The organism is Melghirimyces thermohalophilus (assembly GCF_900102685.1).
Lineage (GTDB): Bacteria > Bacillota > Bacilli > Thermoactinomycetales > DSM-45169 > Melghirimyces > Melghirimyces thermohalophilus.
In genome coordinates, this window is the sequence record NZ_FMZA01000003.1 from 1 (window position 1) to 23,265 (window position 23,265).

The window sequence follows — 23,265 nt, forward strand, 5'->3', positions numbered from 1 at the left end:
GAGATTAAAAAAGTTGACGCCTGTGGAATACAGACGCCAACTTGTCGCTTAACCCGGGTTTTTTCCAAGAGTCTACAAAATGGGGGCTTGACCATTATTGACCTGCTCCTTTTTTATTTATTATTAGATACGTCTGGTATATTGGGGACAGTAGTTTTCTCGCATTCCGTGTGGTTGTAATTTTATAGGTTGTTGAGTTCATCATAAATTCTGGAACAAATCCTGCACAAGAGATGAAAAGGGTTGATATTCAGAGCAGAGAAAGATGTTAATTACACTTCCTAATTGTACTCTTAAACCAAACAACACTGCACTTCATACGGATCATTTCAAATGATCACAATGTCAGCATTGAGTGTAAAAGCATGTCGGATTTACGCTCAGTGAAGGCGTTCTATTACTGTCCATCGGCTGAGGATTTCGTTGAACGAAATTCTTCGGGAGAAAGGAGATTCGCTGTGAGCGTAAAACAGAACATCGTGGAACAGAGCATCCGACTTTTTGAAACGAAAGGATTTAGTGAAACATCGATCCAGGACGTGGTGGAAGCGCTCGGTGTGACCAAGGGCACCTTCTATTATTATTTTCAATCCAAGGAACAGCTGCTGAAAGAGATCCACCTGATGTACATCGATGAGCTCTTGAAACGTCAAGAGCAGATCATCCGCCGTGCCGACATCAACAATAAGAGCAAGTTGATGGAGATCGTGCGGCTGCTGGTCAACCAAATTAGAGAAAACGGTCGGTCCGCCCGGGTCTTCTTTCGCGAGATGCGAAATTTGAATCCAGAAAGCGCAGCCACGGTCAAACAAAAACGGCGGACATTCCGCTTGAATTTACAGGCGATCATCGAAGCGGGGATGCGGGAAGGGGAATTCCGGCAGGATTTGCGGGCGGATCTGATCACCTTTGCCATCCTGGGCATGTGCAACTGGAGTTACAACTGGTTTAATCCGGAAGGGCCGGCTACAGATGAACAATTGGTAGAAACCTATATGGAAACGTTATTGCATGGCATGGAGAGGCTGAATAAATTGACAAAATAATTGGATAAATGGTTCGATTGTGATAAAATGGGCGAAAAATACCAACCGGTCAGTATTATTGAGAATGGAGGAATACCCCATGAGGTTGGTGGATCAGGTGGCGGTGATAACCGGGGCTGGCAGCGGAATCGGCCGGGCGACAGCCAAAAAATTTGCACGGGAAGGAGCCACGGTGGTGGCGGCAGACATCAACGCCGACACCGGGGAAGAGACGGTGGCGTCGATCCAGGAGGAGGGAGGAGAGGCCACATTTCAAACCGTTGACACTTCCTCTTATGAAAGTGTGGAAGCTCTGGTGGCTCACGCGACCGAGCGTCATGGACGGCTGGACATTATGTTTAATAATGCGGGTGTCGCCAATCAACCCTATCCGGTGCTGAAGATGCCGGTGGAGGAGTATCACCGGACCGTGTCGGTGAATCAGCATGGTGTCTTCTACGGAATCAAAGCCGCCGCCCAGGCGATGAAAGAGAGGGGAGGCGTCATCATCAACACGGCTTCCATTTATGCTCAGATAGCCGACCGTTTTCATTTTCCCTATCACGCCAGCAAGGGAGCTGTGGTGATGATGACCAAATCTGCCGCCCTGGAGTTAGCCCGCTATAACATCCGGGTAGTCGGCGTCGCTCCGGGTTTGATTGATACCGGAATCGTGACGGAATGGAAAAATGATGCGGAGCTGTGGAAAAAGATTGAACGGGCGCATATGAGGCGCCGGGCCGGGCAACCGGAGGAGATCGCCAATGTAGTCGCTTTTCTCGCCAGTGACGAGGCAACCTTCTTGAACGGCCATGTCTATTTTGCAGATGACGGGGCGGCATCCTTCAAACGTTAAACCATGGAGATCCCAAAGGAGGAATCCGGTATGCGGACGTGGCAGGTAGAGAAACTGGGCCATCCCGACGAGGCCTTGGCATTGGTGGAACGCCCCTCCCCCCGACCCGAGGCGGGGGAAGTCGTGATTGAAGTGGAGGCGACGGCTCTCAATTTTTTCGACATCCTGCTTTGTCAGGGGAAGTATCAGGAGAAACCGGAGTTGCCCTTCACCCCGGTGCGGAAATTTCCGGCAGTGTGACCGCGGTTGGCGACGGAGGTTCCCTGCGGAAGGGTCAGTGGGTGCTGGCCACCCCGCCGCTGCCCCGCGGGGGTCTTTCTGAACAGGTGGCCGTGCCGGAAGAGCATGTTTTTCCCATTCCCAATGCGATGTCTTGGTATGAGGCGGCATCGATGTTTATCACTTATCAGACGGCTTACTATGCGCTGCATCGGTGTGGCCGCATCCAGCCGGGTGAGGTGTTGTTGGTTCATGCCGGGGCCGGCGGCGTGGGATCTGCGGCTATTCAACTGGGGGTGGCGGCTGGAGCTCGCGTGATCGCCACCGCCGGTGGACCGGAAAAAGTGCGGATCTGTCAAGAGCTGGGTGCGGAGACAGTGATCGATTACCGGGCGGAGGATTTTGTGCAGCCGGTGAAAGAGGTCACTGAAGGCCGCGGGGCGGATGTGATCTTTGATCCCGTCGGTGGGGATACCTTTGATCGTTCCCGCAAATGTATCGCCTTTGAAGGGCGCCTGTTGGTAATCGGTTTTGCAGGGGGCCGCATCGCTGATGCACCGACCAACCATGCCCTGGTTAAAAACTATTCCGTAGTGGGGGTCCACTGGGGATTATTCCGTCGGTTGATGCCGGAACGAGTTCGAAAAGCCCATCGCGAATTGATGCACTTGTATGAGCAGGGAGCGATTCGTCCGCTGCTCCACCAAACCTTCCCCTTTGACGCATTGCCTGAAGCGCTGGGTCTTTTGGCAGAGCGAAAAACCTGGGGGAAACTGGTGGTGAAACCGTAAAGCCGAACCGGCCGGAGGAGTGTCATAGCCGACGGGGAGATGGCCCCCTGTTGGATGTAAGGAGGGGAAAGGCGTGGATTTATTTTGGCAACAGCTGTTAAACGGATTGTCGACGGGCAGTGTGTATACGCTGGTGGCTTTGGGACTGACTCTGGTGTTCGGCGTGTTGCATATTCCCAATTTCGCCCACGGTGCCTTTTATATGCTGGGGGCTTACGTCGCTCTGACCGTGATGACCCTCTTCGGGATTCCGTACTGGCTGGCGATGTTTTTGTCCATTCTGGTGATCGCGGCGTTGGCGGTGCTGACGGACCGGCTGGTTTATCATCCACTTCGCAACGCGACCCCATTGCAACACTGATCGCCGCCGTCGGCATCCTGCTGTTTTTGGAAGCGCTTGCACAAGTGCTGTGGGGGGCGGATTACCGACGGATGGAGACCCCTTATGGCGACGTCGTCAACCTATTCGGACTGACCGTGACCCAACAGCGGTTGTTGATCCTGATCACCGCCGTCATCATGATGGTTGTGCTCCATTGGTTTTTGCGGAAAACGATGATTGGATCAGCGATCATCGCCATGGCGCAAAACCGGGAAGGTGCGTACCTGACGGGAATCAACGCCAACATGATCGCCGTCTTGACCTTCGCCATTTCCGGGGGTTTGGCGGCGGCGGCTGCCACGCTGGCTTCCCCGATCAACCTGATCTATCCGGCGATGGGCAATCTTGTGATTATGAAAGCTTTTGTCATCATCATCATCGGGGGCATGGGCAGCATCCCGGGGGCCATTCTGGGAGGATACATCCTCGGTGTGGCGGAAAGTTTCGGAGCCACCTATATCTCTGGTGATTACAAAGATGTGCTCGCCTTTGCCCTCTTGGTGATCATCCTGACCTTGAAGCCGACAGGCTTGTTTCCGGGGAGGGTGAACGGATGAGTTGGTTGTTAAACACCCGAAACGGTTGGATCGCAGTGATATTGGCGGCGCTTGTCTTCCCCATGATCGTCCAAAACCAATATGTGTTGCATGTGGTTACCCTGGCGATGATCTGGGCGATCAGCGTCTACGGGTACAACATGAATGTCGGTTATATCGGCTCGCTGTCCCTGGCCCATGTCGGCTTTTTTGCCATCGGTGCCTACACCCTCGGGTTGCTGACGGTAAAGGCCGGTTGGGGTTTTTGGTCCTCCTTTGCGGCGGCATTGGTTCTGACTGCGGTGATCGGATTCTTCGTCGGCTTGGTTTCCTTCCGTACCAAAGGACACTTTTTTGCTATCTACACCATGTGTGTCGGGTTTATCATCTACCTGGTGATCGGTCAGTGGGACAGTTTGACCGGAGGGGTCCGCGGATTGATCGGTATCCCCCATCCGCCTCCGATCGGTCCGATCACCTTTGACACCTTGCAGTCCCAATATTATTTGATGTTGTTCTTTTTGGCCGTCACTATCTTTGTGGCCAAATGGCTCCGGGATTCCCTCACCGGCCGCACCTTCCTCGCCGTTCGCAACAGTGAGGAACTGGCTCGGGCGATCGGCATATCACCGAGGAAAAATCAGCTGTTGTCCTTTGTGATCTCCTGTTTTTTTGCCGGGCTGGCCGGAGCCTTATACGTCTCCTTCATCCGCTTTATCGGCCCGGAGATCGCCAACATCGTCCTAGGTTTTGAAATGTTGATGTATCTGATCATCGGGGGCATCGGCACCCTGGCCGGACCGTTGGTGGGCACCTTGCTCGTGGTTTGGTTGACACAATCCCTTCAGTTTTTGCAGGAATCCCGCATGATCCTGTTTGGGCCGTTGTTGGTGGCGTTGGTTATCTTTTACCCTCAGGGAATCGTCGGCGGGATCGCTGGCTGGAGGAACAGGCGGAAGCGGACCCCTTCACAAAAACGGGAAGGAAAGATGCCGGCATCGAAGGCGGAGGAGGTGGGCTGATGTTATTGCGAGTGGAGCGATTGACCAAGCGATTTGGGGAGTTAACCGCCAACCACCAGGTGGATTTGTCTGTGGAAAGGGGCCAGATTCATGCCATTATCGGGCCCAACGGCGCCGGCAAGACAACCTTTTTCAATCTGATCAGCGGCTTTTATCCGCCGACCTCCGGCCGAATTCTCTTTAAAGGAACGAACATCACCGGATGGCCGCCGGAACGAATCGCCAAAAAAGGGATTGCCAGGACCTTTCAAACGACGCATTTGTTTGAAGAAGCGACGGTGTTGGACAACGTCATCATCGGCAATCGTCTTCGCACCCGCTCTGGTTTTTGGGACGTCATCCTGCGGACGAAGCGGGAGCGTCGGGAGGAAAGGGAGAGTTTGGACCGGGGCCGGGAGGTACTGGACTTTGTCGGGCTTTCCCACCTGGCCGGCGAACCGGTGTCGGAAATCACCCAGGAACAAAAAAAGCGGGTCGCCTTCGCCCTGGCCCTGGCCACCCAACCGGAGCTCGTGCTGCTGGACGAACCGGCGGCCGGCGTCAATCCGGATGAAACTGACGGTCTGGCCGTCTTGATCAAAAAGATGGCCGATACAGGTCGGACCGTTTGCCTGATTGAACATAAAACGTCCATGATCATGTCCCTGGCCGACCGGATCACCGTGCTCAATCAGGGAGAGCGGATTGTAGAAGGAACGCCGGAGGAGATTCAAGGAAATCCGGCAGTGATTGAAGCCTATTTGGGAGGTGATCCCACTGGGGATGGCAGACCTCAAACTGTCTGACTTGCATGTCAACTACGGCTCCTTTGTCGCCTTAAAAAACGTTTCCCTCAAGGTCCACCGCGGCGAGCTGGTGGTGTTGCTGGGAGCCAACGGAGCAGGAAAAAGTACGATGTTTCGGGCGATCAGCGGGTTGACCAAACCCTCCCGGGGGGGGAGATACGCTTCCGGGATCAACGGATCGACGGCTGGTCAGCCAGTCGAATCGTCCAAACCGGTCTCGTTCAATGCGCAGAGGGGCGAAAATTGTTCCCTGCCATGACTGTGCTGGAAAACCTCCAGCTGGGCGGCTTTGTCTACCGCCGGAATAAGCGGGAACTCCGGTTGATGCTGGAGGATGTGTTCGATTTGTTTCCCGCCCTTCGGGATAAGCAAGGCCAACCGGCAGGCTCCCTCAGCGGGGGACAGCAACAGATGCTGGCCATCGCCAGAGCACTGATGTCCAAACCGAAGCTGCTGCTGCTGGACGAACCTTCCCTGGGCCTCGCCCCCTTGATCGTCCGTCAATTGTTCGCGTTGATTCAACGGATCAATGGAGAAGGGACGACGATTTTGCTGGCGGAGCAGAATGCCAGTGCAGCCTTGGCGATCGCGGATCGGGGCTATGTGATGGAGAACGGTGAAATCGTGATGGAGGGCAGCAGCGATACTTTATTCAACCATCCGCAGATCAGAAAAGCTTATATTGGAGCGTAAAGGAGGGCTTGGCATGGGGAAGGTGGGGAAGCTGTTTTCGATGTTGTTGGCGGTGTGTCTGATGGTCGGTTTGACCGGGTGTTTAAGATCGGAGATGAGCCAAACCAGTGCCGGCAAGGGAGGAGAAGAGGGTTCCAAGGAACAGGAGGCCGTTACACCGGAACTGGCTGAGGGGGAGGAAGTGGTCAACATCGGTTACAGCGGACCTCTGAGCGGTCCAGCAGCCCTCTACGGTAAAAATGTGCTCAACGGAATCGAGATGGCCGCCAGGGAGATCAACAAAGCCGGCGGTTTCCAGGTGGACGGTAAGACCTATAAGATCCGGGTTGTCACCTTGGATGACAAGTATCTGCCCAACGAGACCGGAACCAATGCCAAGCGCCTCGTCCAGGAACATGACACCCCGATCATCTTTATCCCCCACAGCGGCGGTGTGTTTGCTTCACAGGTGTTCAATGAGAAGAGAACAATTTTCTGATCGGAGCTTATACCAGTGAGCCGCGCATCGAAGAGCAGAAGAACGATTTGACCGTGGGCATTCCTCCCGCTTACACCATCTACCCGGAAATGTTTACCGAATACGCGATGGAGAAGTTCGGCAAAAAACTGGCTGTGCTCCCCACTGCATCCCAATACGGGAAAGATTGGACGGAAACGCTGTTGCCGGTGTGGAAGAAACACGGGGGCCAAGTAGTTTATCAGACGGAGGTCGACTTTAACAAAGAGACCGACTTTTACTCGATCGTGACCAATGCCTTAAACAAGGATCCCGATGTTCTGTTTGTAGGCGGTCCGTCAGAGCCGACGGCTCTGGTGATGAAACAGGCTCGGCAACTCGGGTTTAAAGGCGGCTTCATGGTGATGGACCAGGCCAAGATGGAAGAGATGGCCAAGGTTTTGGGCGGATACGAGCTCTTAAACGGCATGGTCGGGGTGAAGCCGGTTCGTAAAAACAACGAGCCCGGAACGGCGTCTTATGTGAATAAGTATGAATCAACTTACAACAAATTGGCCACTTCCGAATCCGCTTTCAATTACCAAACCTTGTATGCTTTTGTGGAGGCGATGAAAGCGGCGGGTACGGTGGAGGATGCTCGCAAGATCATGGACAGCATGGGTGAGGGGATCAAAAATCTGCCCGAGAACAAGAGTGTCTACCCCATGGGAGGGATTACGGAGACCGGACGATTGATCTGGCCGCCTCATGTTGCGGTGGTGGAGGATGGAAAGGTGAAGGTGATTGAGGCGGAAAGGGAATGAGGGATCTTTTCGGTAATGGAAAGGTCCCCCCCCCCCGCTCTCAAAGAGAATAGGCATCAGTCCATTCAGGAGGGAAGCAACATGCAGGAAGCGGTCATCGTCTCCGTCGTCCGCACGGCGATTGCCCGTCGCGGCGGTGCCTTGCAGGACCTGGAACCCCACCATTTTGGAGCAGCGGCAATCCGGGAAGCGATTCAGAGGGCGAACGTGGAGCCCGGAGAGATCGACGATGTGATTTTTGGAAACGTGTTAGCCGGCGGCGGTAACATGGCCCGACTGACGGCATTGGAGGCGGGGTTGCCGATGGGAGTGCCCGGCCTGACCATCGACCGTCAGTGCGGATCAGGGATGAACGCTGTCGCCCTGGCTGCTCAGGTGATCCGCGCCGGATTCGGGGAGATCTTTATCGCCGGGGGAACGGAAAGCATGACCCGAGCCCCCTACCTGATGCAACCGCCGGCCAAAGCCTTTGATCGACAGCCGCCCCGGTTCAGGGGGCGGAAGCTGTCGCCGGAGGAAATCGGGGACCCTCCGATGGGAATCACTGCGGAAAACCTGGCGGAAAAATACGGGATTTCTCGGGAGGAGCAGGATGAGTTTGCCTGGCGCAGCCAGCAGCGGATGGCGGATGCGATGCGACAGGGACTTTTTGAAGAAGAAATCGTACCCCTAACGATCCCCAGGAAAAAAGGTGGACCTGTTGTCTTTGACACCGACGAACATCCCCGCCCGGAGACGTCCTTGGATGCTCTGGCCCAGCTGCCGCCGGTGTTCAAGGAAGGGGGCACAGTAACCGCCGGCAATTCCTCGGGGGTAAATGATGGCGCCTCGGCGGTGGTGGTCATGTCAGGGAAAGAGGCGGAGAAGCGGGGATTGGAGCCTCTGGCGATGGTGAAGAGTTTTGCTGTGGCCGGGGTCGATCCCAACATGATGGGGATTGGGCCGGTTCCGGCGACGCAAAAGCTGTTGGAGAAGGAAGGGCTGACGCTGGACGATCTCGATCGGATCGAACTGAACGAAGCTTTTGCAGCGCAGGTGTTGGTTTGTGACCGGGAACTCCATCTGGATTGGAACAAGGTGAATGTGAACGGAGGTGCCATCGCTCATGGGCACCCCATCGCGGCCACAGGAGCTATGTTGGTGACAAAGCTGGTCTATGAGTTGAAACGGCAACAAGGCCGGCGGGGTCTGGTCACGGCCTGCATCGGTGGCGGACAGGGAATCGCTGTCCTGTTGGAACGATAACCAGTACGGGTAAAAAAGGAGATGGGGAAGCATGCATCTGCGGTTGACTGAGGAACAGAAGATGATCCGGCAAACGGTCCGCAAGTTTGTCCAGAAAGAACTGATGCCGCTGGAGCCGGACGTGCTCCGGAACGAGCGGGAAGGGCGGCCGGGGATTACCACGGAAAAAATGAAGGAATTGCAGCAAAAGGCGGCGGATTTGGGCTTTTGGGGAATCAACACGCCTCAGGAGTACGGCGGCGCTGATCTGGGTCAGGTGATGCTGGCGGTTTTAACCATCGAAATTTCCAAAACCTTCGTTCCCTTTCAATTCCCCGGATATGCCGACAACATTCTCTACTACGGCAATGAGGAACAGAAGCAGCGCTATTTAATCCCGACTCTCAAAGGGGAACGGAAATCCTGCTTCGCCCTGACGGAACCCGGCGCCGGGTCCGACACGCGCCGAATCAAGATGTCCGCCAAGAAAGAGGGGAAGGAATGGGTTTTAAACGGGGAAAAAATCTTCATCACCAACGGGAACGAGGCGGATTTCACGATGGTGTTTGCCGTGACCGATCCCGACAAACAGGGACACGGAGGCGTCACCTGCTTCCTCGTCGACCGGGAGATGGGCTGGCGGTCGGAATATATCCACACCATGGGCGAATGGGGTCCCGCCTCGCTCATCTTTGACAACGTCCGGGTGCCGGAGGAGAACATCCTGGGGGAATTACACGACGGGTACCGCCTCGGGTTGGAATGGATCGGTTTTCACCGGTGGATGGTGGGCGCCCGGGCTGTTGGTAGTGCGGAACGGCTGCTACAGATGGCGATCGATTATGCCAAACAGCGGGTCACCTTCGGCAAACCCCTGGCGGAACGGCAGGGGATCCAGTGGCAAATCGCCGACTCGGCAGTGGAAATGGAAGCGGCGAAGTGGCTGGTATTCAACGCCGCTTGGACCCTGGACCAAGGGGAGGACAACCGGCACCTAGCCTCCATGGCCAAGCTGTTCGGGGCTAATATGGGGAACCGGGTCATCGACCGTGTGCTGCAGATCCACGGGGGGATGGGTTACACCAAAGAGCTGCCTATTGAACGTTGGTATCGGGAGGCCCGCTTGTGGCGGATTTATGACGGAACCGATGAAATTCAGCGGATGATTATCGCCCGTAACTTGCTAAAAGGTCACGTGAAGATCGGTGATTTTCTCTGAGTCAAATAGGACTTACTATCATGCAAAAGAGAATGGGCTGATTAGACTTGCCCCCCAGTTTCATCCCTTGTCGTATGGGCACAAATCTTGCATATCCATTGGATGGGGATAGGAAGGGAGATTGATAGCTGTGAGAGAGGAAGATCTGTTATGGATCAGTGCCAATGATTTGGCCCAGCAGATTCGTCACAAAGAGATTTCCCCGGTTGAAGTGGTGCGGATCTATCTGGACCAAATCCAACGCCTCAATCCGGAGCTGAACGCCTACTGCACGGTAGCGGAGGAGCAAGCGATCGCAGCAGCCCGGGAAGCGGAAGAATGCTTGATGTCGGAAGAGGATCCGCCGCCTTTATTAGGGGTTCCCATCGCGATCAAGGACTTGACCCCATCAAAGGGGATCCGGACCACCTACGGCTCCCATATCTACGCTGACCATGTTCCGGATTGGGATTCTGTCTTCTGTACCCGAGTGAAACAGGCGGGAGCGATCATCCTGGGTAAAACCAATACACCTGAATTCGGACATACGGGGATTACGGATAACCTGCTCTTCGGCAAAACCAACAACCCCCATGACCCAAGCCGCACCGCAGGGGGATCGAGTGGCGGATCCGCCGCTGCTGTCTCCGCCGGGATGGCGCCCATGGCTGAAGGGAGCGACGGGGGCGGATCGATCCGGATTCCGGCCAGCTTTTGCGGGGTGTACGGGTTGAAGCCCACCTTCGGCCGCATCCCCTTCGATACCGGTCCCACTCGTTTTTCCACGACGACCCCTTTCTTGCACCGGGGCAGTCTGACCCGAACCGTAGACGATGCTGTACTGCTATTGAATGTGGTGCAGGGGACGCATCGGGATGATCCCTTCTCTGTGCCGGCTAGCCGTATAAGGCTGCCGCTGCAGGAGCCAGATCTAACGGGACTCAAAATCGCCTACAGCCCCAATCTGGATTATTTTGAAATCGATCCGGAAGTGAAGACAGCCGTGGAGAAAGGGCTCCGGGTCTACGAAAGGATGGGGTGTCAGGTGGACGAGGTGACCCTTGGCCTGGAAGAGGAAAGGGTGACCGGGTCCTTTACCAAGATGTGGTCTGTCCAATTTGCCGCCCACTATGGTCACTTCCTGGATGGGTGGCGGGAGCGGATGTCCAAAAGCATGGTTTCTACCATCGAATACGGTAACCAGTTCTCCGCTGTGGAGTACAAGCATTGGGAGAGGGACCGGGATGATGCGTACAGAAAGGTGGAGGCGCTGTGGGAGACTTATGACCTTTTGGTCACCCCCACCGTGGCGGTTCCCGCGTTTCCCCACGGCCCGGGGCCAGAGGCGATCAATGGTCAGCCGGTCAACCGGTACAGCGGGTGGATGCTAACCTCCTTATTCAACATGACCGGACATCCCGCTGCTTCTGTGAACTGCGGGGAATCGTCAGAGGGGTTGCCGATCGGCATGCAGATCATCGGTCCCCGTTTCGCAGAAGAGCTGATCCTGCAGGTCTCCAAGGTGATGGAACAAACCAAAGGTCAGGTAAAAACATGGATGGGATAAAAAGAAAGGAGGAAAAACATGGGTTTGGATCAGTATACCATGCATGGCAAAGTGGTGGTGGTCACCGGCAGTTCCCAAGGGATCGGGAAGGGGCTGGCCATCGGCTTGGCGAAAGAAGGAGCCAAGGTGGTGGTGAATAGCCGGAAAAAGGAAAAAGATGGAACCGGTAGTGAAAGAGATTGAACAGACAAGGGGTGAGGTGTTTCCGGTACAGGCGGATATGCGCCGGTATGAAGATGTGGAAGATATGATGCAGCGAGCGGCGGAGCGATTTGGCCGGATCGATGTCCTGATCAACAACGCCGGTGGCAGCTTCGGCCATACGCTGGAGTCCCTCTCTCCCAACGGCTTTGATGCCGTCGTCCGGAATAACCTGAACCAGGTGTTTTACTGCTGTAAGGCGGTGCGGCCGATCATGGTTGAACAGGGAGGGGGCCGAATCATCAATATCAGTTCCGTGGCTGGTCTACGGGCGACACCGGGGCTGGGTGCCTATGGAGCGGCTAAGGCAGGCGTGGTCAACCTGACGGAGACAATGGCGATGGAGTGGGCTTCGGACGGGATTTTCGTCAATTGTATCGCACCGGGATTGATACAGACGGAAGGGACGGAAGAGGTGCTGATGCCTACCCCGGAAATCAAGCGGCAGTTTGAGGAGCAGATTCCAGTGGGGCGGATCGGGGTTCCCGAGGATATCCTAAATGCCTGCCTCTACCTGGGTACAGAAGCTTCTTCCTATGTGACGGGGGAGACGATCAAGGTTTCAGGGGGCGGCACCGGCCGATTTTAACAGTGGGAGGAAGGTCGGTAAAAAGAGAAAAAACGAAAAAGAGAGAAGCGTGAACCGAAAGCATGGGGCCACGCGACACAGGGTGTGTCTCAAGGGTGTGCGGATACACAAACTTCAAAAGAGCGGGGGGATGTCGATGTTAACCCGTCATTTCCAACATTGGCCCAATCGGTTGCCTCATTCGTTGATCGTTCCTGAAACGGGCATCGTTCATAATTTAGAAGTTTCCGCCAACCGGTATCCGGATAAGACGGCGATCACCTACTATGGGGCGGAGCTCTCTTATCGGGAGCTTTTGGAACAGGTAGATCACCTGGCCGGCTTCTTACAAAAGGAACTGGGGGTCGCCTCCGGTGATCGGGTGCTCTTGTTTATGCAAAACGCCCCGCAATTTGTGATCGCTTATTATGCCATTGCCCGGGTCAACGCCATTGTGGTACCGATTAACCCGATGCATGTGACCCGCGAACTCTCTTTCTATATCGAGGATAATGAACCGAAAGCGGCCATCGTCGGTCAGGAGCTGTATGAACGGGTGGCTCCCTTTAACGGTCAGAGTTCCTTGGAACATGTGGTTGTGGCCGCCTACAATGACTACGCTGATCCGGCCTCAGACCTGCCCCTGCCGGACGTAGTGAAACAGAGCCGCCAAGCGATCGGCGATGACTATGTGACGGAGTGGCGCGACGCTTTGGCTTACAAAATCAAGCCCGACCCGGTTCCCTTCAGCCTCGATGATCCGGTGGTTTTGCCCTACACCTCCGGTACCACCGGCAAACCGAAGGGATGCGTTCACACTTCCAAAACGGTTCAGGCCAACACCGTAGGGGCGGTTCACTGGGGGAATGCGTCAGCCAGTGGCGTTGTCCTGTCCACTTTACCCTTTTTCCACGTAACAGGGATGATCCACGGGATGCACGTTCCGATATACTCCGGCGGCAACATGGTGTTGATGACCCGCTGGGAACGGGAGACAGCTGCCCGGCTGATCGAAAGGTACCGTTGTACCCACTGGACCAATATCAGTACCATGCTCGTCGACTTTCTGTCGATGCCGGACATCACGGAGTGGGATCTCGAGTCCCTTACTTACATCGGTGGAGGTGGGGCTCCGCTGCCCCGGGCGGTGGGAGAAAAGCTGTTTGAACTGACGGGATTGCGCTATGCCGAAGGGTACGGTTTGTCGGAGACCATCGCCCAGACCCACTTCAACCCGCCGGACCGGTCAAAATTGCAATGTTTAGGGATTCCCTCTTTTGATGTGGATGCACGGATCATTGACATGGATACGCTGGAGGAATTGGGAGAAGGGGAGACGGGAGAAATCGTCGTCAACGGACCCCAAGTCTTTAAGGGATATTGGAGACGTCCCGAAGAGACGGAAAAGTCTTTTTTGACCATCGACGGGAAGCCCTTTTTCCGGACTGGAGATATCGGCCGTTATGATGAAGAGGGGTACTTTTTTATCGTCGATCGCGCCAAGCGGATGATCAATGCCTCCGGGTACAAGGTGTGGCCAACGGAGGTGGAATCCACCCTGTACAAGCATCCCAAAGTGCAGTCCGCCTGTGTGGTCGGGGTTCCGGACTCCAGGCGCGGGGAGACGGTCAAAGCCTTTATCGTGCCTACGGACCAGGCCCGCGACGATGTGACCGCGGAGGAGATCATCCAGTGGGCCAAGGAGCAGATGGCCGCCTATAAATACCCTCGTCTGGTGGAATTTGTCGATTCCCTGCCCATGACCGCCAGCGGCAAGATTTTGTGGCGAGTCTTGCAGGAGAAAGAGTGGGAAAAGGCGAAACAGAAATAAGACCATTTGAACAAAGATGGTAATCGGTGGTCGGAGACCCATCGCGAAGGGCAGGCGATTGGGTTTCCGGCCCGGTTTTTTATCCTTTTTTCAGGAGGTCGACCCCATGAAGGATCAGACGGTAATGGTGACCGGCGGAAGCAGCGGGATGGGCAAGGCGATGGCCAAGAAATTTGTCGCGGAAGGGGCCCGGGTCGTGATCACCGGCCGATCGTCGGAACGTTTGCAAGCGGCAAAAGCAGAGATCGCAGGGGACGAGGGCCAAGTTTTGTGTGTCGAGATGGATGTCCGCGATCCGGAACAAGTTCAGTACACAGTGGATGAGGCGAACCGGGTGTTCGGCGGTATCGATTGTCTCGTCAACAACGCCGCCGGCAATTTTATCTGTCCCGCAGAAGACCTCTCCATCAACGGCTGGAATGCTGTCGTCAATATCGTTTTGAATGGAACCTGGTACTGTACCCAAGCGGTCGGAAAAGAATGGATCAAAAAAGGCCAGAAAGGGAGCATGATCAACATGTTGGCCACTTATGCCTGGGGAGCGGGCCCGGGCGTGATCCACTCCGCCAGTGCGAAGGCTGGAGTGCTGGCGATGACTCGAACACTGGCGGTGGAGTGGGGCCAAAAATACGGCATCCGGGTCAACGCCATTGCACCGGGACCGGTGGCCGGTACCGGCGGGCAGGAGCAGCTGTTTCAATCGGAGGAAGCCCACCGACGCACGGCGGACAGCGTTCCCCTGGGCCGCTTAGGGGAGCCGGAGGAAATCGCGGAACTGGCGGCTTTTTTGCTCTCCCCGGCTTCTGCCTACATCAACGGGGAGTGTCTCACCATCGATGGCGGGCAATGGCTCAGCGGCCGCAAGTCGTTTATGTAGTTCCTTCGTTAAAAACGTTGTGAAAAACGAGCGGGGGGGCCTTTACCCGAAGCCGCTCCGACTGCTGTCCTGCAGAGAAGGTTGGACTTTTTCTCCGAATCATCCATGCTTCGGGCAGGGGCAAAGCTGAATTCGAAGATGTAAATTGCCCTTGCATGCTGATTCTCCGCTGGGTAGGACAGCATCCTTTTTTCAGGGCGTCAGCCCATCTGTTCGTGGTGCCCTGGGGTGCAAAGTCGCTTTTTCGGGTAAACGCTTCCTCTCTTGTATCGACCCTGCCTTAAATCATAATGCTTTTAGTCATGATTGAAAAACTGAAGCAATCAGAATCTCCGTTACGATTCATCTTTGAAGCATAAAGTGAATGACCTTTCATTCATTTTGATTTAGACGGGAGGTGATCCGGATAGCATATGACACTCTAAGGACACCCGAGCTTTATACGTTTACCTTTCCCACCCCGTTTCCCATCATCGGTCAATGTCTATCTCGTAGAGGGAGATGCTTTAACCCTGATCGATGTCGGGCCGAAGACGGATGAGGTATAGGTGTCTCTGAAACAGCAGCTGAAGGAATCGGGATTCCTTCTGTCGGATATCGATCAGGTGGTGTTGACCCCTCATCATGTGGACCATACTGGCCTGTTGGACTGCCTCGCCCAGGGAAGCCCCCTTGCGGTGTTGGGGGATCGACGGAATACCTTGGATCAGTCGGGATCCCCTTTTTCGGAAGGAGAGCGGCCGTTTTTTCCAACACTTGTATCGCGCTTTCGATGTAGAGGAACAGCATATCTCCCGTTTGGGACAGATGTTACGCGGGATGGACCCGTACGGATGCCGGATGAAGCTGGATGTGTCGTTGGTGGAGGGGGATGCGATTCCGGGTATGCCGGAGTGGACCGTGGTAGTGGCAACACCGGGACATGCGCCACATTTCTCTGTATCGGGAACGGGATCACCCCCTGATCGGTGGTGACCATGTGCGGGCCCATGTCTCCTCCAACGCGATCGTGGAACCACCCTCCTCAGGTGACAAGGTGCGACCGAAAACCTTGCTCCAGTGTCGAGAATCCCTGCGAAAGCTGCTTCCCCTTCGCATATCCCGTATCTTCTCCGGTCATGGCTGGGAGGTGACCGGGCCCAACCGGTTGATCAAGCATCGGTGGCAAAAACAGGAGCAACGCGAGGGTGAGATTCGAGATCTTATTTTATCTCAATTGTTGACCGGCGCTTTCCCGGTAAATATGAACCGCAATTATCCCTGGTGGTATCGGAAGCATTGGGTCATCTCAATTTGTTGGAATCCCAGGGGGATCACCGTGACAGAAACAGACGAGGGGTGCTGCAGTATTGCGCGGTGTGACTCGGCTAGGCTGGAAGCCTTGTGGAGGAGAAACGGCTGTGTTTTGTGTCGAACCGTTGGGATGTTGTCCTGCTATTATCAAATCCGTATGCAAGGGCGTTAGGGGCCAGCAGGGTGATTCGAAGCCGACGGTGTATATCATCTCAGCAGAACATCCGTTACATCGGCTTCGGGTCAATGCTACTGCTCTATTTCTAAACCCTGGAGGCAGGTCGATTTCTTCAGAGAATCAGAAAATCTGAAACTCGTTATGGAGGGGGATGCCTGATGCAGCTGGATTGGCAACATCTCTGGGAAGAATTGCCCTGTTTGATGGCAGTGGTAGACGCGGACGGAAAGATTGTGAAGGTGACCCGTTCCCTACGGCAGCTGTGGGAAGAGGTGGCCACTGGAAGCCACTTTCCGCAGACCTGGGAAAAGTTCCAATCCTTTTTTTTGGAACGGACGTCGGGGGAGGTTTGGATTACCCGCAAAGGGGAGGCGTATCGGTTTTATCAGGAACAGCCAGCCAGCCTTGAGGGGGGCACACTCTACCGGTTGGAGCCCTATGATCAGGGGACGCGGGGCAGTCAGGAGTTGGATGCGATTATTGAAAACTCCTACGATTGTATCTATATCACCGATGCCCATGGGATCACTCTTCATACCAACTCGGCGATCGAACGGCTGACCGGCATCCCCAAGGAGTACTATATCGGTAAAGATGTGCGGTATTTGGAACGGAGGGGAATTCTGAAAAAGTCGGTGACGCTGGAAGTATTGAAAACCGGCCAGCCGGTCAGCGTCGTTCAGGCCAATAAACAGGGAAAGTTAAACGTGATCACCGGCAGCCCCGTCTTTGATGAGGACGGGAAGGTGGTCCGGGTCGTCACCAATATTCGGGATGTGTCGGAACTCAATCGTCTCAAGGACGAACTGGATGAGACGAGGAAGAAGTCCGACCGCTACCGCCGGGAATTGTCCCAGCTACGAAAGTTGCATCTCAAAGACGAACTCTCTATCATCATGAATGATCTGTCCATGAAACAGGCGGTTCATCTGGCCGAACGGGTGGCCCCGACGGATACCACCGTTTTACTACTGGGTGAGTCGGGGGTCGGCAAAGAGGTGTTTGCCCGCACCATTCACAGGCAGAGTCCCCGCTTTGAGGATGGCTCCTTTATCACCGTCAATTGTGGAGCGATTCCCCCTGACCTGATCGAGTCCGAACTGTTCGGGTACGAACCCGGCGCCTTTACCGGAGCAAAAAAAGAAGGGAAGCCGGGAATCTTTGAAATCGCAGAAAACGGGACCATCTTTCTGGATGAGATCGGGGAGCTGCCGCAACCGATGCAGGTGAAGCTCCTTCGGGTCCTGCAGGAGCGGAGTTTGCGCCGGGTGGGCGGTATCCGATCGGTTCCCTTCAATGCCCGGATCATCGCCGCCACCAACCGCAACTTGATGGATATGGTGAAGAAGGGGGAGTTCCGGGAGGATCTCTACTATCGGATCAGCGTCGTGCCCATCGAAATTCCCCCCCTCCGCCACCGCCGGAATGATATTAAGCCGTTGTTGCTCCATTTTCTCGATCACTTTAACAAGAAGCATCGAACCTCCCGGTATTTCCTACCGGAAGTGTACGAGAAACTGCGGGATTATGACTGGCCGGGCAATGTGCGGGAACTGGCCAATCTGGTGGAACGGGTGGTGATCACCAGCCCCACCGACGCCATCACGACCCAGATGATCCCTGAGACTCACGGATTTTCGAAGACGATGGAGGAAGAAAGGGAGCCTGGTGTCCGGGCGGAGATCAACGGGGAACCTTACTTTTTGAGCGGGGAAGGATCGTTTCCCAACCTGCCTGCTTTTTCCGCCCAGGTAGAGCGGGAGGTTCTTGCTCAGGCCTACCGGCGGCATCACAGTTCCTATCAGGTGGCCAAACGTCTATCCATCAGTCAGTCCAGCGCCATCCGCAAAGCTTACAAATACGGTATCAAAAAAAAATCGTAACGGTAAGTCGATTCCGGTTGATGAAGCGGAATCGACTTATTTTTTTGACTTAAATCACCTCGGGGTTAATCACGAGAAGCGATCACAAGGTGTGCTATCTTTGGCACACCTTTTGCATTATACAGCAGTCGATCACTCAGGAGGTGAGAATGGAGTTCATCCCGGTGGAGTCAAGGAATGGCAAATATCGTGGAACGTTTTGAAGGAGAGTGAAAGATGAAAGAGGTACGTCAAATCGGTGTCATCGGTGCTGGTGTGATGGGAAAGGGAATCGTCTATCAGGCGGCTGTGCAAGGTTTTTCTGTCTGCCTGTATGACGCTGATCCGGAGGCGCTGGAGCAGGCAATTCCCCAATTGGAGTCATTGGTGGCACGGCAGGTGAAAAAAGAACGGATCACCTCGTCAGAGGGAGAGGCGACCTTGGACCGGATTCAGCCGGCGGATTCCTTGGAAGCTCTAGCTTCCTGTGACTTCATCATCGAAGCGGTGGTGGAGGATCTGGAAGTGAAGCAGAAGCTGTTCCGCCAACTGGATGCCATTTTCCCCGATGAAGTGGTGCTTGCCACCAACACTTCGGCCAAAAGCATCACGGAAATCGCGGCAGTGACCTCCAAGCCGGAGCGGGTGATCGGGATGCACTTTTTCAATCCGGTCCATCGCATGAAGCTGGTGGAAGTGGTCCGGGGGTTGCAAACCAGTGACCCGGTGGTGGAGCAAACCCTGCGCGTGGGGCGCGAACTGGGCAAAGAAACGGCCCGTATCCAGGAACGTCCCGGATTTGCCACCAGCCGAATCTCTGCCCTGGTGGGCAATGAAGCCTTCTATATGCTGATGGAAGGGGTGGGTTCAGCGGAGGAGATCGACCGGGCGATCAAGCTGGGATTGAATCATCCGATGGGTCCCTTTGAATTGGGGGACCTGGTGGGTTGGGACACCCGGCTCAAGGTGCTGCAGTATCTCCATGAGACGCTGGGGGAAAAGTTTCGCCCCTGCCCCCTGTTGGTTCAGTATGTGCAGGCCGGCCGGTTGGGGAGAAAGACCAGGCAGGGTGTGTACCGTTATGACGAACAGGGCCGTCGCTTGCAACAAACGGAAGAATCTCCATAAGGACGGTGATCAATATGGTCAGGACCGATACGGAAATCAAGCAACTCACCACCGTGGTTCGCGATTTTGTCCGGGAAGTGGTGGAACCGGTGGCCCAGACCATCGAGCAAGAAGACCTTGTGCCTGAAAAGGTGACGGAACAAGCCAAGGAATTAGGGCTGTTCGGGTTGTCCATTCCGACGGAATACGATGGGTTGGGCCTGAACATGACCGAGAAATGCATGCTGCTGGAAGAGTTGGGGAAGACTCACAACGGATTTACCAGCCTGATCGGCGCCCACACGGGGATCGGTACAGTGGGCATCGTGGAATTGGGCAATGAGGAGCAAAAGCGGCGGTTCCTGCCGGAGATGGCCCGGGGGGAACGGCTGGGCGCCTTCGCTCTGTCCGAGCCGGAAGCGGGATCCAACGCCGCCAATCTCAGAACCCGCGCTGAACGAAAAGGGGACCGCTACATCCTGAACGGGATGAAGCATTTTATCACCAACGGTCCTGAGGCGGATGTGATCACCGTGATGGCGGTGACCGACCCCACCAAAGGAGCGAAGGGGATCACCTCCTTCCTGGTGGAGGCCGACACCCCGGGACTGAGCCGCGGTCCTGCCGACGAGAAGATGGGTCTTCGGGGATCCCACACCTGTCAACTCTTTTTCGAAGATGTGGAGGTGCCGGTGGAAAACCGCCTCGGCGAAGAAGGCCAGGGGTATGTCAATGCCCTCAAAATCCTGGCCAACGGACGCGCCTCCCTGGCTGCCCGTTGCCTCGGTTCCTGTGAAAAATTATTGGAGCTGTCGATGGATTATGCCATGCAACGGAAACAGTTCGGCCAACCGATCTTCGAGAATCAGGCGGTTCAGCATATGCTGGCGGACACTGCCCTGGAAATCGAAACCCTCCGCAGCCTGTTGTACCGGGTCACCTCCCTGGTGGATCAGGGGGAAAAAGTGATTAAAGAATCAGCTGCTGTCAAGTTGTACGCCTCTGAGGTGTACAACCGAGTTGCTGACCGAGCCGTCCAAATTTTCGGCGGCATGGGTTATATGAAAGAGTTTCCGGTGGAGCGGTTCTATCGGGATGCCCGCATCACCCGCATCTATGAGGGGACCTCGGAGATTCAGCGGAATATCATCGCCGCGCAGTTGAAGCGGGAATACACCCGGTGAGGAGGTGTGGACGGTGTCCGTGCAACAGATGACGGCGAAACAGGCGGTGAGCCGGATTGAGTCCGGGGCCACCCTGATGGTGGGCGGCTTTGGCCTGTCCGGTGTCCCTTTCAAGCTGGTGGATGCTCTAGTGGAGTCGGACCGGAGGGACTTCACCCTCATCAGCAACAATATCGGCACACCGGGGCAGGGATTGGGAAAGATGTTGAATACAGGGCGCATCCGAAAAGCGATCGGCACCTACTTCACCACCAATCCTGATGTAGGAGAAGCATACCAACAGGGGAGGCTGGAGGTGAAGTTGCTTCCCCAGGGCACCTTTTGTGAAGCGATCCGTGCCGGCGGAAGCGGGATTCCCGCTTTTTACACCCCGACCGCAGCGGAGACGGAATTGGCAGAGGGGAAAGAGGTCCGCGAGTTTGAGGGGAGACCCCATGTGTTGGAAAAAGCGCTGAAGGCCGATGTTTCCTTAGTGAAGGCGCATCTGGCCGATGAGCTGGGCAACTTGGTCTATTACAAAACGGCGCGCAATTTCAACCCCTTGATGGCCATGGCATCTCACCTCACCATCGTGGAAGTGGACCGGATCGTTCCTGCAGGAATGTTGGATCCGGAAGCCATCATTACTCCCCATCCCTTTGTCGATATCCTGGTAACGGAGTGAATCACATGGAACATCAACTGATTCGAAGAAGGATCGCCCGTCGGGCGGCACAGGAGTTGCGCGACGGCGATGTGGTCAACCTGGGCATCGGCATTCCCACGCTGGTCAATAATGAACTTTCTCCCGGTGTGAACATCCATCTCCATACGGAAAACGGAATGATGGAAGTGGGGCCCAGCCCCCCGCCGGAAGCGGCGGATCCCCAACTGATCAATGCCAGCCGCCAATTGATTTCCGAATTGCCGGGCTCTTCCTATTTCGACAGCGGGTTATCCTTCGCCATGATGCGTGGAGGCCACCTGGATGTCACCATTATCGGGGCATTGCAGGTTAGCCAACGGGGAGATCTCGCCAGCTGGGCCGTCCCCGGTAAAACCGTGCTGGGGGTGGGAGGAGCCATGGATCTGGTGGTGGGAGCGAAACGGGTGATCGTGGCCACCACCCACCGTACCAAAGAAGGACAGCCGAAACTGCTCCCCGAATGCACCTTGCCGCTGACGGCCAGGGGGGAAGTGGATGTTCTGGTGACGGAACACGCGGTTTTCCGTTTTGAAGCGAATTGCATGATTTTGACCGAGATCGGAAGCCATTTGTCGCTTAGAGAATTGAAAGCGATCACACCGGCTGAATTTCAGGTGCATCCCCAGTTGAAAGTGGTCAACCGGAAGGAGGTGTTCCAATGAAGCGGTCGACCATCCTGCTGTTGACTTCGATGTTGACGCTCTCCCTGTTGGTGAGTGCCTGTGGACGGCCAGACTCCCGGGCTGACGCCAACACAGTCCGGGTGGGGGTCGCCTTTCCCACTTCGGGGAATCTGGCGAAAATCGGTCAGTCTTGTACCCGGGGGACCCAGATCGCCGCAGATATCGCCAATGCCCAGGGGAAAGGGCCCAAGATCGAGTTGGACAAGGTGGATGTGCCGACGGCCGTAGCCGCTGTTCACGAGGTGAATCGCCTCATCCTGAAAGAGGATATCCGCGTGATCGTGGGTACCTACGCCAGTCCGAGCAGCATGGCCGCCAGCGGGATAACAGAGCGAAACCGAGCAGTGTTATGGGAGGTGGCGGCCACCGATCCCCGTCTCACCCGCCGCGGTTTCAAGTATGTTTTTCGTCCCAATCCTGATGCCACCATGTATGGGCCAGCGACGGTCCGTTTTCTGGAAGAAGTGGTGGGGCCGAAGCTGGGGTTGGAAAATAAAGAGATGAAAATGGCGCTCGTCCATGAGGACGGGGATTACGGCGAGGGCGTGGCTGCCTCCACCAAAAAGGCGGCCAAAAAAGCCGGCATCCCCATTGTGGAGGAGATTCGCTACAACGCGAAAGCGACTAATGACCTTTCTTCCGCCATCCTTCGTCTCAAAAATTCCGATGCTGATATCATCAATATGGTGCAATACGACACTGATGCGCAGCTGTTTTGGAAACAGGCGAAACAGCTGGGCCTCAATGCCAAGGTGTTTATCGGAAACGGCGCGGGCCAAAGTTCAGATAATTTTGGACAAACCTTCGGAGAAGGAGCCGACGGGGTCATGGATACCAGCAGCGCCAATTCCGTCCACCCCCGGGCCTTGACGCCAGAAATGCGCAAAATGGAACAGGAATTTCAACGACGTTATGAGCAAAAGTACGGTCAAAAGCCCGATCTGATCGCCACGCTGGCTTTTTCTTCCGCCTATATCCTGTTTCACGATGTGATCCCCAAAGCGGGGGGGACCGATCCAGATAAAATCCGGAAAGCGGCCCTTTCTTTAGACAAGCCGGTCGGATCCACCCTAGTCGGCTGGGGAGTCCAATTTAACGAAACCGGTCAGAATACCCGTGCGGCCATGTCGGTGATGCAGTGGCAAGATGGAAAGCTCGTGGTGATCTACCCGGAATCATTCAGCAAGAGCCAACCCCAGATGATCCCTATGCCTGAGTGGTCGGAAAGGAAATGAGAG

The 23,265-nt window shown here is 55.4% G+C and carries 20 protein-coding genes and 3 pseudogenes; all 23 read left to right on the forward strand.

Annotated features, from left to right (window positions below; genetic code table 11):
- Positions 1 to 458: 458 nt before the first annotated feature.
- The 23 genes and pseudogenes from BLP91_RS02460 to BLP91_RS02570 all read left to right on the forward strand — a co-directional run bounded on the left by BLP91_RS02460 (position 459) and on the right by BLP91_RS02570 (position 23,262).
- Complete coding sequence (locus tag BLP91_RS02460; RefSeq protein ID WP_245662021.1) at positions 459 to 1,046, forward strand: TetR/AcrR family transcriptional regulator; 588 nt, start codon at positions 459 to 461, stop codon at positions 1,044 to 1,046.
- A 79-nt stretch (positions 1,047 to 1,125) separates the two neighbouring features.
- A complete protein-coding gene (locus tag BLP91_RS02465) occupies positions 1,126 to 1,881 on the forward strand; it encodes an SDR family NAD(P)-dependent oxidoreductase (RefSeq protein WP_091566360.1) in 756 nt (251 codons plus the stop codon).
- Between the two features lie 30 nt (positions 1,882 to 1,911).
- Positions 1,912 to 2,121, forward strand: coding sequence for a hypothetical protein (locus BLP91_RS16995; RefSeq protein ID WP_245662023.1), 210 nt, complete (start codon positions 1,912 to 1,914; stop codon positions 2,119 to 2,121).
- Positions 2,118 to 2,891, forward strand: a complete 774-nt coding sequence (locus BLP91_RS02470) for an NADPH:quinone oxidoreductase family protein (RefSeq protein WP_245662025.1) — start codon at positions 2,118 to 2,120, stop codon at positions 2,889 to 2,891. The genes BLP91_RS16995 and BLP91_RS02470 overlap by 4 nt, the downstream gene beginning before the upstream one ends.
- Positions 2,892 to 2,964: 73 nt before the next feature.
- Positions 2,965 to 3,830, forward strand: a pseudogene (locus tag BLP91_RS02475) (branched-chain amino acid ABC transporter permease).
- The gene (locus BLP91_RS02480) at positions 3,827 to 4,831 is read left to right on the forward strand and encodes a branched-chain amino acid ABC transporter permease (protein WP_091566363.1); all 1,005 of its coding nucleotides are present in this window, start codon (positions 3,827 to 3,829) and stop codon (positions 4,829 to 4,831) included. The pseudogene BLP91_RS02475 and the gene BLP91_RS02480 overlap by 4 nt, the downstream one beginning before the upstream one ends.
- Positions 4,831 to 5,616: an ABC transporter ATP-binding protein gene (locus BLP91_RS02485; protein WP_091566365.1), complete on the forward strand. Its 786-nt coding sequence runs from the start codon at positions 4,831 to 4,833 to the stop codon at positions 5,614 to 5,616. The genes BLP91_RS02480 and BLP91_RS02485 overlap by 1 nt, the downstream gene beginning before the upstream one ends.
- Positions 5,594 to 6,309 (forward strand): annotated as a pseudogene (locus tag BLP91_RS02490) (ABC transporter ATP-binding protein). The gene BLP91_RS02485 and the pseudogene BLP91_RS02490 overlap by 23 nt, the downstream one beginning before the upstream one ends.
- A 13-nt stretch (positions 6,310 to 6,322) precedes the next feature.
- Positions 6,323 to 7,569, forward strand: a pseudogene (locus tag BLP91_RS02495) (ABC transporter substrate-binding protein).
- 81 nt (positions 7,570 to 7,650) lie between these two features.
- Positions 7,651 to 8,814, forward strand: a complete 1,164-nt coding sequence (locus BLP91_RS02500) for a thiolase family protein (protein ID WP_091566367.1) — start codon at positions 7,651 to 7,653, stop codon at positions 8,812 to 8,814.
- Positions 8,815 to 8,845: 31 nt separating this feature from the next.
- Positions 8,846 to 10,012: an acyl-CoA dehydrogenase family protein gene (locus tag BLP91_RS02505; RefSeq protein ID WP_091566369.1), complete on the forward strand. Its 1,167-nt coding sequence runs from the start codon at positions 8,846 to 8,848 to the stop codon at positions 10,010 to 10,012.
- A 130-nt stretch (positions 10,013 to 10,142) separates the two neighbouring features.
- Entirely contained in the window at positions 10,143 to 11,558 is a 1,416-nt protein-coding gene (locus tag BLP91_RS02510) for an amidase (RefSeq protein ID WP_176757775.1), read from the forward strand.
- Positions 11,559 to 11,576: 18 nt separating this feature from the next.
- Positions 11,577 to 11,741, forward strand: a complete 165-nt coding sequence (locus tag BLP91_RS17225) for an SDR family NAD(P)-dependent oxidoreductase (protein WP_091566373.1) — start codon at positions 11,577 to 11,579, stop codon at positions 11,739 to 11,741.
- Positions 11,716 to 12,348 carry an SDR family NAD(P)-dependent oxidoreductase gene (locus BLP91_RS02520; protein WP_091566375.1) on the forward strand — a complete coding sequence of 211 codons (633 nt, stop codon included), beginning with the start codon at positions 11,716 to 11,718 and terminating at the stop codon, positions 12,346 to 12,348. Before BLP91_RS17225 ends, BLP91_RS02520 begins: the two co-directional genes overlap by 26 nt.
- 136 nt (positions 12,349 to 12,484) lie before the next feature.
- The gene (locus tag BLP91_RS02525) at positions 12,485 to 14,158 is read left to right on the forward strand and encodes a long-chain fatty acid--CoA ligase (RefSeq protein ID WP_091566377.1); all 1,674 of its coding nucleotides are present in this window, start codon (positions 12,485 to 12,487) and stop codon (positions 14,156 to 14,158) included.
- 106 nt (positions 14,159 to 14,264) lie between these two features.
- Positions 14,265 to 15,035: a 2,4-dienoyl-CoA reductase gene (gene fadH, locus BLP91_RS02530; protein ID WP_091566712.1), complete on the forward strand. Its 771-nt coding sequence runs from the start codon at positions 14,265 to 14,267 to the stop codon at positions 15,033 to 15,035.
- A 922-nt stretch (positions 15,036 to 15,957) separates the two neighbouring features.
- On the forward strand, positions 15,958 to 16,500 hold the full coding sequence (locus tag BLP91_RS02540; RefSeq protein WP_143003440.1) for an MBL fold metallo-hydrolase: 543 nt from the start codon (positions 15,958 to 15,960) through the stop codon (positions 16,498 to 16,500).
- A gap of 164 nt (positions 16,501 to 16,664) precedes the next feature.
- Complete coding sequence (locus BLP91_RS02545) at positions 16,665 to 18,389, forward strand: sigma-54 interaction domain-containing protein (protein ID WP_091566384.1); 1,725 nt, start codon at positions 16,665 to 16,667, stop codon at positions 18,387 to 18,389.
- A 216-nt stretch (positions 18,390 to 18,605) separates the two neighbouring features.
- On the forward strand, positions 18,606 to 19,496 hold the full coding sequence (locus tag BLP91_RS02550) for a 3-hydroxyacyl-CoA dehydrogenase family protein (RefSeq protein ID WP_091566386.1): 891 nt from the start codon (positions 18,606 to 18,608) through the stop codon (positions 19,494 to 19,496).
- 14 nt (positions 19,497 to 19,510) lie between these two features.
- Positions 19,511 to 20,659, forward strand: coding sequence for an acyl-CoA dehydrogenase family protein (locus BLP91_RS02555; RefSeq protein ID WP_176757776.1), 1,149 nt, complete (start codon positions 19,511 to 19,513; stop codon positions 20,657 to 20,659).
- 13 nt (positions 20,660 to 20,672) lie between these two features.
- Positions 20,673 to 21,323, forward strand: a complete 651-nt coding sequence (locus BLP91_RS02560) for a CoA transferase subunit A (RefSeq protein ID WP_245662032.1) — start codon at positions 20,673 to 20,675, stop codon at positions 21,321 to 21,323.
- Between the two features lie 5 nt (positions 21,324 to 21,328).
- On the forward strand, positions 21,329 to 22,006 hold the full coding sequence (locus BLP91_RS02565) for a 3-oxoacid CoA-transferase subunit B (protein WP_091566388.1): 678 nt from the start codon (positions 21,329 to 21,331) through the stop codon (positions 22,004 to 22,006).
- Positions 22,003 to 23,262 (forward strand): ABC transporter substrate-binding protein, encoded by a 1,260-nt coding sequence (locus BLP91_RS02570; RefSeq protein WP_091566390.1) that lies wholly within the window; start codon positions 22,003 to 22,005, stop codon positions 23,260 to 23,262. Before BLP91_RS02565 ends, BLP91_RS02570 begins: the two co-directional genes overlap by 4 nt.
- Positions 23,263 to 23,265: the final 3 nt, after the last annotated feature.

What these genes read in the sequence shown, in the direction of transcription:
- BLP91_RS02545 (WP_091566384.1), top strand. Translation starts at nt 16,665, where the DNA reads ATGCAGCTGGATTGGCAACATCTCTGGGAAGAATTGCCCTGTTTGATG.
- BLP91_RS02565 (WP_091566388.1), top strand. Translation starts at nt 21,329, where the DNA reads ATGGAACATCAACTGATTCGAAGAAGGATCGCCCGTCGGGCGGCACAG.
- BLP91_RS02505 (WP_091566369.1), top strand. Translation starts at nt 8,846, where the DNA reads ATGCATCTGCGGTTGACTGAGGAACAGAAGATGATCCGGCAAACGGTC.
- BLP91_RS02465 (WP_091566360.1), top strand. Translation starts at nt 1,126, where the DNA reads ATGAGGTTGGTGGATCAGGTGGCGGTGATAACCGGGGCTGGCAGCGGA.
- BLP91_RS02485 (WP_091566365.1), top strand. Translation starts at nt 4,831, where the DNA reads ATGTTATTGCGAGTGGAGCGATTGACCAAGCGATTTGGGGAGTTAACC.
- BLP91_RS02540 (WP_143003440.1), top strand. Translation starts at nt 15,958, where the DNA reads ATGCGCCACATTTCTCTGTATCGGGAACGGGATCACCCCCTGATCGGT.
- BLP91_RS02525 (WP_091566377.1), top strand. Translation starts at nt 12,485, where the DNA reads ATGTTAACCCGTCATTTCCAACATTGGCCCAATCGGTTGCCTCATTCG.
- BLP91_RS17225 (WP_091566373.1), top strand. Translation starts at nt 11,577, where the DNA reads ATGGGTTTGGATCAGTATACCATGCATGGCAAAGTGGTGGTGGTCACC.
- BLP91_RS02550 (WP_091566386.1), top strand. Translation starts at nt 18,606, where the DNA reads ATGAAAGAGGTACGTCAAATCGGTGTCATCGGTGCTGGTGTGATGGGA.
- fadH (WP_091566712.1), top strand. Translation starts at nt 14,265, where the DNA reads ATGAAGGATCAGACGGTAATGGTGACCGGCGGAAGCAGCGGGATGGGC.
- BLP91_RS02570 (WP_091566390.1), top strand. Translation starts at nt 22,003, where the DNA reads ATGAAGCGGTCGACCATCCTGCTGTTGACTTCGATGTTGACGCTCTCC.
- BLP91_RS02500 (WP_091566367.1), top strand. Translation starts at nt 7,651, where the DNA reads ATGCAGGAAGCGGTCATCGTCTCCGTCGTCCGCACGGCGATTGCCCGT.
- BLP91_RS02555 (WP_176757776.1), top strand. Translation starts at nt 19,511, where the DNA reads ATGGTCAGGACCGATACGGAAATCAAGCAACTCACCACCGTGGTTCGC.
- BLP91_RS16995 (WP_245662023.1), top strand. Translation starts at nt 1,912, where the DNA reads ATGCGGACGTGGCAGGTAGAGAAACTGGGCCATCCCGACGAGGCCTTG.
- BLP91_RS02480 (WP_091566363.1), top strand. Translation starts at nt 3,827, where the DNA reads ATGAGTTGGTTGTTAAACACCCGAAACGGTTGGATCGCAGTGATATTG.
- BLP91_RS02520 (WP_091566375.1), top strand. Translation starts at nt 11,716, where the DNA reads ATGGAACCGGTAGTGAAAGAGATTGAACAGACAAGGGGTGAGGTGTTT.